Here is a 7,144-nt window from a genome sequence, read left to right as displayed (position 1 = left end):
GCACAGGCCCTCGTACTGGACGTACTTGGGTCTGTGCCTGGTGCGGTGAGAGTGCGTGCATGGCGTCGCAGGGCAGACGGGAATTTGACGACAGGACCTAGGACAGCTCCTCGGCCAGGTCCTGGGAGAGGCCCTGGCCCAGGACGCCCAAACGCCTCGCGTACTCCCGCAGCCCCGAAGCCGTGCCGCCCGCCCACCCCACGTGACCGTCGGGGCGGATCAGGAGGAGACCGGTGCCGTACGACTCGTGCGCGGGGACGCCGACCGTGCGGACGGGCAGTGCCGGCGCCCGGGTTTCCGGGCCGGCCGCGAGCAGGGTCCAGTGGGGGCCGCGGAAGGCGTCGAAGAGCCGGGTGCCGTCGGGGAGGGGGCCGTCCGGGGCGCGGCCGCCGGCCCGCAGCAGGCGGTCCGGGCGGCCACGACGGCCTACCCTCTACACCCTCGGGTTCGTCACCGAGGAACAGGGCGTCCAGCCGCTCGCCGGGGAGCGCCGCGAGGGATACGACGTGGACGACCGCGCCCGCCGGATGGCCGACTTCCCTCTGTCGGCCGCGGCGGGCGCGGAGATCTTCGAGGACTGCGACCGGCACTTCGAAGAAGGGCTGGCCCTGGTGAACGCTGGGATCGGGACGCGGTACGGGGTCGGCTGAACCCGCGCGGTGTGCCCTACGGCCGAGACGTCCCCACGGTCGGCCGGGGCTTCGCCAGCGCCGTGCGCAGTTTGGGCGTCAGCCAGTTCTCGACGTACCGGTTCAGCAGCCAGGCCAGCAGCAGCATGCTCGCCGCCGTCAGCAGGAACGTGGCGTACGAGGGGATGTGCAGCCCCTGGTGGAGTGCCTTGATGACGACCCAGCCCAGGTGCTCGTGGACGAGGTAGAAGGGGTACGTCAGCGCGCCCGCGACCGTCAGCCAGCGCCAGTTGGCCCAGCGCAGCCAGCCCAGGGCGATCGCGGCGACGGCGACGTAGCCGAAGGTGACGACGAGGACGATGCCGTAGCTGGTGCGGTAGGAGAAGCCGTTCGCCTGCGGGGCGTGCCACAGTCCCTGTACCGCGTAGTGCTGGCCGATCAGCCAGCTCACGGCCACGATGCCCCAGGCGTACACGTCCTTGCGGTCGCGGTGCACCAGGTAGAGGCCGACGCCGCCGATGAAGTACGGGGCGTACTCGGGCATCAGGACGATGTCCAGCAGCGGCATCTTGGCGCCCTGCGCGATGGCGTAGGCCAGCGTCCAGCCGGCGCAGAACATGATCACGCGGCGGCGGTTCGCGCCGGGCAGGACGATGCACAGCGCGAAGAGGGCGTAGAAGCGGACCTCCGCCCACAGCGTCCAGCACACGCCCAGTACCCGGTCGACGCCGAGCGGATACTGCAGCATCGTCATGTTGACCAGGGTGTCGCTCGGCGAGACCGTCTTGAACGCGACCATCGGCAGGGCGAACACCACCGTCACCAGGATGATGGCGGCCCAGTACGCGGGCAGCAGCCGGGAGGCGCGGGAGGCGAAGAACGAGCGCAGCGGGCGGCCCCAGCCGCTCATGCAGATGACGAAGCCACTGATCACGAAGAACACCTGGACGCCCAGGCAGCCGTACGCGAAGTACCCGTGCAGCACGGGGAACTGGTGGCGCGGCGAGCTGCCCCACGCTTTCGCGACCTCACCGTCGCGCCCGCCGTAGTGGTACGCGGCCACCATCAGCGCGGCGACCAGCCGCAGTCCGTCCAGTGCGCGCAGCCGCGTCTCCCGGGGCTTGGCCGGTATCGCGGGGGGCGGTGCGTCCGTGGGCGGCAGGACGGTGCGGGCCACGGTGCCCGTGGAGGCCACTTGGACGGCCTCGCGCGAGTCGATCACAGATTTCCCCTCAACGGGACTCAGTGGACCCACAGCACACTAATCCGATTAGTAAGGTTTACCTGGCCGTCCGGCCGACGATTCGCCCGACGGTCCCTACGCGTTCACCCGCACGTCGTTTCGGGTTCCTGGGCCGGTTCGCGCGGTCCGGCCCAGGAGCCGGATCAGCGACCCACCGCCCGCTTCAGCGAGCGGGCGCGGCGTGCCACCCGGCGCACGGTGGCGTTGCGCGGGATGAACGCCAGCTGCGCCGGAACCGCGCCGGGCAGCGCCAGCGAGGTGAGGCGCTTGCGCTTGAAGTAGCGCCGGGTGTGGTGGTTCAGATGCCTGGTCAGGAAGGTCTCTGCGGCCGGGCGCAGATCCGGGTAGATCTTCGGCTGCATCGCGAAGCCGACGGCCCGGACGAGGTCCGTCAGTTCCGCCACGTCCATGCTCCGGCGCTGCTCATCGACCGCCGACTCGTCCGTCAGTTCGGGCAGTAGCGCGTCCACGATCGTGACGGGGACGCGGTTGCTGTTCTCGTACGGTGTGAGGCGGTCGAGGAGGGGGCCGGTGCCGACGCGGGCGACCGGCAGGCCGTACAGCGCCGACGCGGTGAGCAGCGCGGTGGAGAAGCAGCCGACCACCAGGGCGGGGCGCATCCGCTGGTAGAGCACCTCGGCGAGGACCGGGGTGTCGAGCACGGTGAGGTCGGCGCCGAGCTTCTCGGCCTCCTTCTCCAGCAGGCGCGACCAGCGGGCCGGGGCCGAGGGGTGCGGCTTGAACACCACCCGCGTGTGGCCGAGCGCGAGGGCGCCCTTCAGCATCCGTACGTGGAGGTTCTCCTCCTCCTCGGCGGTGAGGATGTCCAGCGCGGAGAGGTACTGGCCGAGCAGGAGGGCCGGTTCGTCGACGAAGGGCAGCTCGTCGCCGGTGTCGACCAGCTCGGCGAGCACCTTCGAGAACGCGTCCGTCGGCACGATCTCCGGCTCGACGCCGAACTCGGTGAGCAGCAGCGGCTTGAGGCCGGGGACGAGGTCCAGGTGGAGCAGGCGGGTCACGCGCGTGCCGACCAGCGGGTCGATCTTGTTGCGGGTGGGGCCGTAGCTCATCAGGCCGTCCGCGTACACGGTGACGGGCGCGCCCATGAAGATCTGCGAGATGCCGAGCGCCGGGTTGACCTGGATCGACTCGACGGCCAGCTCGATGTCGTCGTCGCCGAGGTTCCAGGCGAGCCGCAGATGCCGTTCCCACAGGGGAACGTCGTCGGGCCGCGGGGCCCAGCCGCCCGGGTGGAAGGGGGAGATGGTCTCGTTCCACGAGATCACGTCGTCGAAGCGGTCGCGCAGCTGCTCGAACCCGGGCATCCCGTCGACGCCGGGCGTCGTCTCGGGCGTCGCCGCGTTGTTGGAGACGAGCAGGATGCGCCGGTCGGCGGGGCGGAAACAGTCGGTGTCCAGGGCGGCGGCCAGCGTGGCCGTGCCGTACAGCGTGGACGCCATGAAGATCTGGGTGGTCACGCGGCCACCCCCGTGGTGGGAGCCGGACGGCGGCGCAGCCGGCGCAGCCGCGTGGCGCGCTGGACGTCCATCGAGTCGAGGGCGTCGTCGAGCACGTCCTGCGGCATGTTCCGCAGAGCGACGGCGCTCATCGACTTCAGTTTCCGTGCCACTGCCGGCTCGAACCTTTCGATGGATCCCAGATGATGGGAAATAATCGCGCAATAGGTGCGCACGGCCTTGGGCAGGAGTTTTTCGGCGTCGCGGTCCGCGGCGGTTTCCGCCACCACCTGGTCGAACGCGCGAATGAAGTCGAGCTGGCGCACGTCCCCGATCTGAGTGAGAGAGGAGGCCACGCCGCGCCGGTAGAACACACCGAGAAGCCCCACCGTGGCGAAGGATTCCGCCTCCCGGTGCAGCTTCCAGATCCAGGGCCGGTCCTCGGCCGTCCGCAGGCCGTCGGTGAAGTGCAGCAGCCCCCGGTCGACCAGTCGGCGGTGGTAGATGCCCGCCCAGGCGTAGGCGTAGTCGACGGAGGTGGAGCGGTCGGCGGGCAGTATCGCGTCGCGGGGGTTCAGTACCACTCCGCGCCGGCCGTGCGGGACCCGGTGGATGGTGCGGGCCCGCGCGGTGCACTGGACATGGTCCGTACGGACGAAGTCGCAGCCCAACCGCTCGATGGAGGCGACGAGTTGTTCGTAATAGCCGGGGGCGAGCCAGTCGTCCCCGTCGAGGAACGTGAGGTATTCGCCGTGCGCCGCGTCGATGCCCGTGTTGCGCGCGGTCGCCAGTCCTCCGTTCTTCTCGTGTCTGACATACACCGCGCCGGGGAGCTCGCGCTCCGCGCGCGCGAGAATGTCCGGTGTCTCGTCTCGTGAACAGTCGTCCACGAGAACGAATTCGAAGTCCTCACGTGCGTTCGCACGCAGGCTCTTCAAGGTGTCGGGTGCATATTGCTGCACGTTGTAGAACGGCACGATGACGGAGAGCTTGACCACCCACGTGACGTTAGGCGGCGGCCCGGCATTCGTCTTGACCGTTGGTGAGATGTCAGGTGAACGACGCGTGGCGAAGCCGTGAACCCAGCTGATTTCCGGCTGGATCACGGCCCGATTCGCCATTCGTCGATGTGCTGTTAACCGTTTGTTGCATTCAGGTTGGGCCGCAACTCGGAATGGCTTCCTAGCGTCTTGGACGTGCCAGCAAGTACCAGGAAGTCCCTGCGGGTCGCCGTTCTCGCGGATTCCGATACCCGGTGGAAATGGGGTTCGCTCACCGCGAATCGCATTTCACCGATCGAATCGGACATTCAGCTCGACGGTTATCTCCTGCGCGGCCGAGCCACCCCCACCGCCCGCCAGCTCGAAGAAGTCGGCGTCCGCGCGGATTCCCTCCGCGAGGTCACCGCCGTCGAATTCCTGCGCGCCATGGAAGGGGAGCCGTACGACGTCCTCGTCGTCGCCCTCGTGGGCGGCGGCGTGCAGGCGATCCTGCACGGCCTGGCCCACGTCTGGGAGGGGCGGACCAAGCGGCCCGTGGTCGTCACCGGCTATGTCGGCGTCGTCTACGAGAAGCTCGCCGACGGCCTGCTGCTTCGGCACGGCGCGGACCTCGTCCTCGCCAACTCCCGACAGGACGCGGAACGGTTCCGGGCCGTGTACGAGGGAGTGGGCGCCGACGCCTCCTCGGTGACGGAGGTGGCACTGCCCTTCCTGGGCGGCGCCGCCTACGAGAAGCACGACCCGTACACGGTCGTCTTCGCCGCCCAGCCCTCCGTCCCGGAGAACCGCAAGGACCGCACGTACCTGCTGAACCGGCTGATCCAGCACGCCCGCCTCCACCCGGACCGCGAGGTGCTGCTGAAGCTGCGCTCCAAGCCGGGCGAACACACCACGCACATCGAGGAGCTGCCCTACCAGAAGCTGGCGCAGAAGACCGACCTGCCCGCCAACTTCCGGCTGGTGTACGGCCACATGGGCGAGGTGCTCGACCGCACCGACCTGCTGGTCACCATCAGCTCCACGGCGGCCCTGGAGTCCCTGCACCGCCGTATCCCCACCGTCGTCCTCAGCGACCTCGGGGTGCGCGAGGCGCTCGGCAACCACCACTTCGTGGGCTCCGGCTGCCTCGCCTCCTGGGACCAGCTCGACGCCGGGTACGAGCCGGCGCCCGACCCGGCGTGGGTGGCCCGGCAGGGCGTCGCCGCCGACGGCCAGTACGAGACGGCCTTCGACGAGGCGCGCGCCCGGATCACCGGCCTGCTGGCGGCCCCCGGACTGCTGCCCCTCGCCCCCTACTACACGCCCGTCACCGCCCCCGGCTACCTCCCCGGGATCCTCGCCCGCCACCACCTCGCCCCGGACGGCAGCCCGCTGCCCGGCGCCCCCGCGGCCGACAAGGAGCCCAGCCCCGTACGGCAGATCGTCCGCCGGGCGGCCCGCGGCGCCTACCGCCACGGAGTGCAGCGCGTGGCCCCCGTGATCCGGCGGATGGGGGAGCTGTGACCACCGCGGATCCCTCAAGCCTTCCGCCGATCCCTCAAGCCCTCCCCGTGTCCCTCGTCAAGGAGAACAGCGCATGACCAACTCGGAAGCGGGTCAAGCGGCGCCGGTGCGCCGGGTGCTCGCGGTGATCCCCGCGCGCGGCGGCTCCAAGGGCGTCCCCGCCAAGAACCTCCTGCCGGTCGGCGGAGTGCCGCTGGTGGCCCGTGCGGTGCGCGAGTGCCGGGCGACGCGGCTCGTCACGGACGTCGTGGTCTCCACCGACGACCAGGCGATCGCCGCCGCCGCCCGCGAGGCGGGCGCCGAGGTCGTGCTGCGCCCCGCCGCCATCGCCGGCGACACGGCCACCTCCGAGGCGGCCGTCCTGCACGCCCTGGACGCCCACGAGGCGCTGCACGGCTCCGCGGTCGACGTGGTCCTGCTCGTCCAGTGCACCAGCCCGTTCATCACGCGGGAGGACATCGACGGGGTCGCCGGGGCGGTCGCCGAGAACGGCGCCGACACCGCGCTGACGGTGGCCAACTTCCACGGCTTCATCTGGCGCGACGACGCCGACGAGTCCGCCGAGGGCGGCAACGGCGTCAACCACGACAAGTCCTTCCGGCCCCGCCGCCAGGACCGGCCCCAGGACCTCCTGGAGACCGGCGCGGCCTACGCCATGGACGCCGCGGGCCTGCGCAAGCACCAGCACCGCTTCTTCGGCCGAACGGAGCTCGTCCGCACCGACCCGGCCCGCGTGCTGGAGATCGACGACCCGCACGACCTCGCCCGCGCCCGCGCGCTGGCCCCCCTCTTCGACGCGAACCGCCCCGGTTCGCTGCCGACCGCCGAAGACATCGACGCGGTCGTCCTCGACTTCGACGGCACCCAGACCGACGACAGGGTGCTGATCGACTCCGACGGACGGGAGTTCGTCTCCGTGCACCGCGGAGACGGGCTCGGTATCGCCGCCCTCCGCAAGAGCGGGCTGACGATGCTGATCCTGTCCACGGAACAGAACCCGGTGGTCGCCGCCCGGGCCCGGAAGCTCAAGATTCCGGTCCTGCACGGCATCGACCGCAAGGACCTCGCACTGAAGCAGTGGTGCGAGGAGCAGGGCATCGCGCCTGAGCGCGTGCTCTACGTCGGCAACGACGTCAACGACCTCCCGTGCTTCGCCCTCGTGGGCTGGCCCGTGGCGGTCGCGAGCGCCCACGACGTCGTGCGCGGCGCCGCACGCGCGGTCACCACCGTCCCCGGCGGCGACGGCGCGATCCGAGAGATCGCCAGCTGGATCCTCGGCCCTTCTCTCGACTCCCTCGACAAGTAAGGAAC

At 70.5% G+C, this 7,144-nt stretch carries 6 protein-coding genes and 1 pseudogene; 3 read left to right on the top strand and 4 right to left on the bottom strand.

The window, feature by feature from the left end:
- Positions 1–97: 97 nt before the first annotated feature.
- Positions 98–403 carry a hypothetical protein gene (locus tag ABZ656_RS20140; protein ID WP_360269572.1) on the bottom strand — a complete coding sequence of 102 codons (306 nt, stop codon included), beginning with the start codon at positions 401–403 and terminating at the stop codon, positions 98–100.
- On the opposite strand from ABZ656_RS20140, the pseudogene ABZ656_RS20135 reads away from it, so the two are divergent.
- A pseudogene (locus ABZ656_RS20135) lies at positions 401–650 on the top strand (TetR/AcrR family transcriptional regulator C-terminal domain-containing protein); the annotation flags it as partial. The gene ABZ656_RS20140 and the pseudogene ABZ656_RS20135 sit on opposite strands and share 3 nt — an antisense overlap.
- Before the next feature lie 16 nt (positions 651–666).
- On the opposite strand, the gene ABZ656_RS20130 reads toward ABZ656_RS20135, so the two are convergent.
- From ABZ656_RS20130 to ABZ656_RS20120, 3 genes are all read right to left on the bottom strand, one after another.
- Positions 667–1,791, bottom strand: coding sequence for an acyltransferase (locus tag ABZ656_RS20130; RefSeq protein WP_360269570.1), 1,125 nt, complete (start codon positions 1,789–1,791; stop codon positions 667–669).
- A 224-nt stretch (positions 1,792–2,015) separates the two neighbouring features.
- Entirely contained in the window at positions 2,016–3,350 is a 1,335-nt protein-coding gene (locus tag ABZ656_RS20125) for an alpha-2,8-polysialyltransferase family protein (RefSeq protein WP_360269563.1), read from the bottom strand.
- Positions 3,347–4,327, bottom strand: coding sequence for a glycosyltransferase family 2 protein (locus tag ABZ656_RS20120; RefSeq protein ID WP_101400267.1), 981 nt, complete (start codon positions 4,325–4,327; stop codon positions 3,347–3,349). The genes ABZ656_RS20125 and ABZ656_RS20120 overlap by 4 nt, the downstream gene beginning before the upstream one ends.
- 198 nt (positions 4,328–4,525) lie before the next feature.
- Here ABZ656_RS20120 and ABZ656_RS20115 point away from each other — a divergent pair, with 198 nt between their 5' ends.
- Positions 4,526–5,833: a DUF6716 putative glycosyltransferase gene (locus tag ABZ656_RS20115; protein WP_360269561.1), complete on the top strand. Its 1,308-nt coding sequence runs from the start codon at positions 4,526–4,528 to the stop codon at positions 5,831–5,833.
- A 73-nt stretch (positions 5,834–5,906) separates the two neighbouring features.
- Complete coding sequence (locus tag ABZ656_RS20110) at positions 5,907–7,139, top strand: N-acylneuraminate cytidylyltransferase (protein WP_360269559.1); 1,233 nt, start codon at positions 5,907–5,909, stop codon at positions 7,137–7,139.
- The last annotated feature ends 5 nt before the right edge of the window (positions 7,140–7,144 follow it).

The organism is Streptomyces sp. NPDC007095 (assembly GCF_040634475.1).
GTDB lineage: Bacteria > Actinomycetota > Actinomycetes > Streptomycetales > Streptomycetaceae > Streptomyces.
Note: the sequence above shows the minus strand (reverse complement) of the source record. Positions and strands in the feature narration are given on the sequence as shown.

Bases quoted from the DNA above. Each gene is read 5' to 3' on its own strand.
- ABZ656_RS20110 (WP_360269559.1), top strand. From the start codon at position 5,907: ATGACCAACTCGGAAGCGGGTCAAGCGGCGCCGGTGCGCCGGGTGCTC.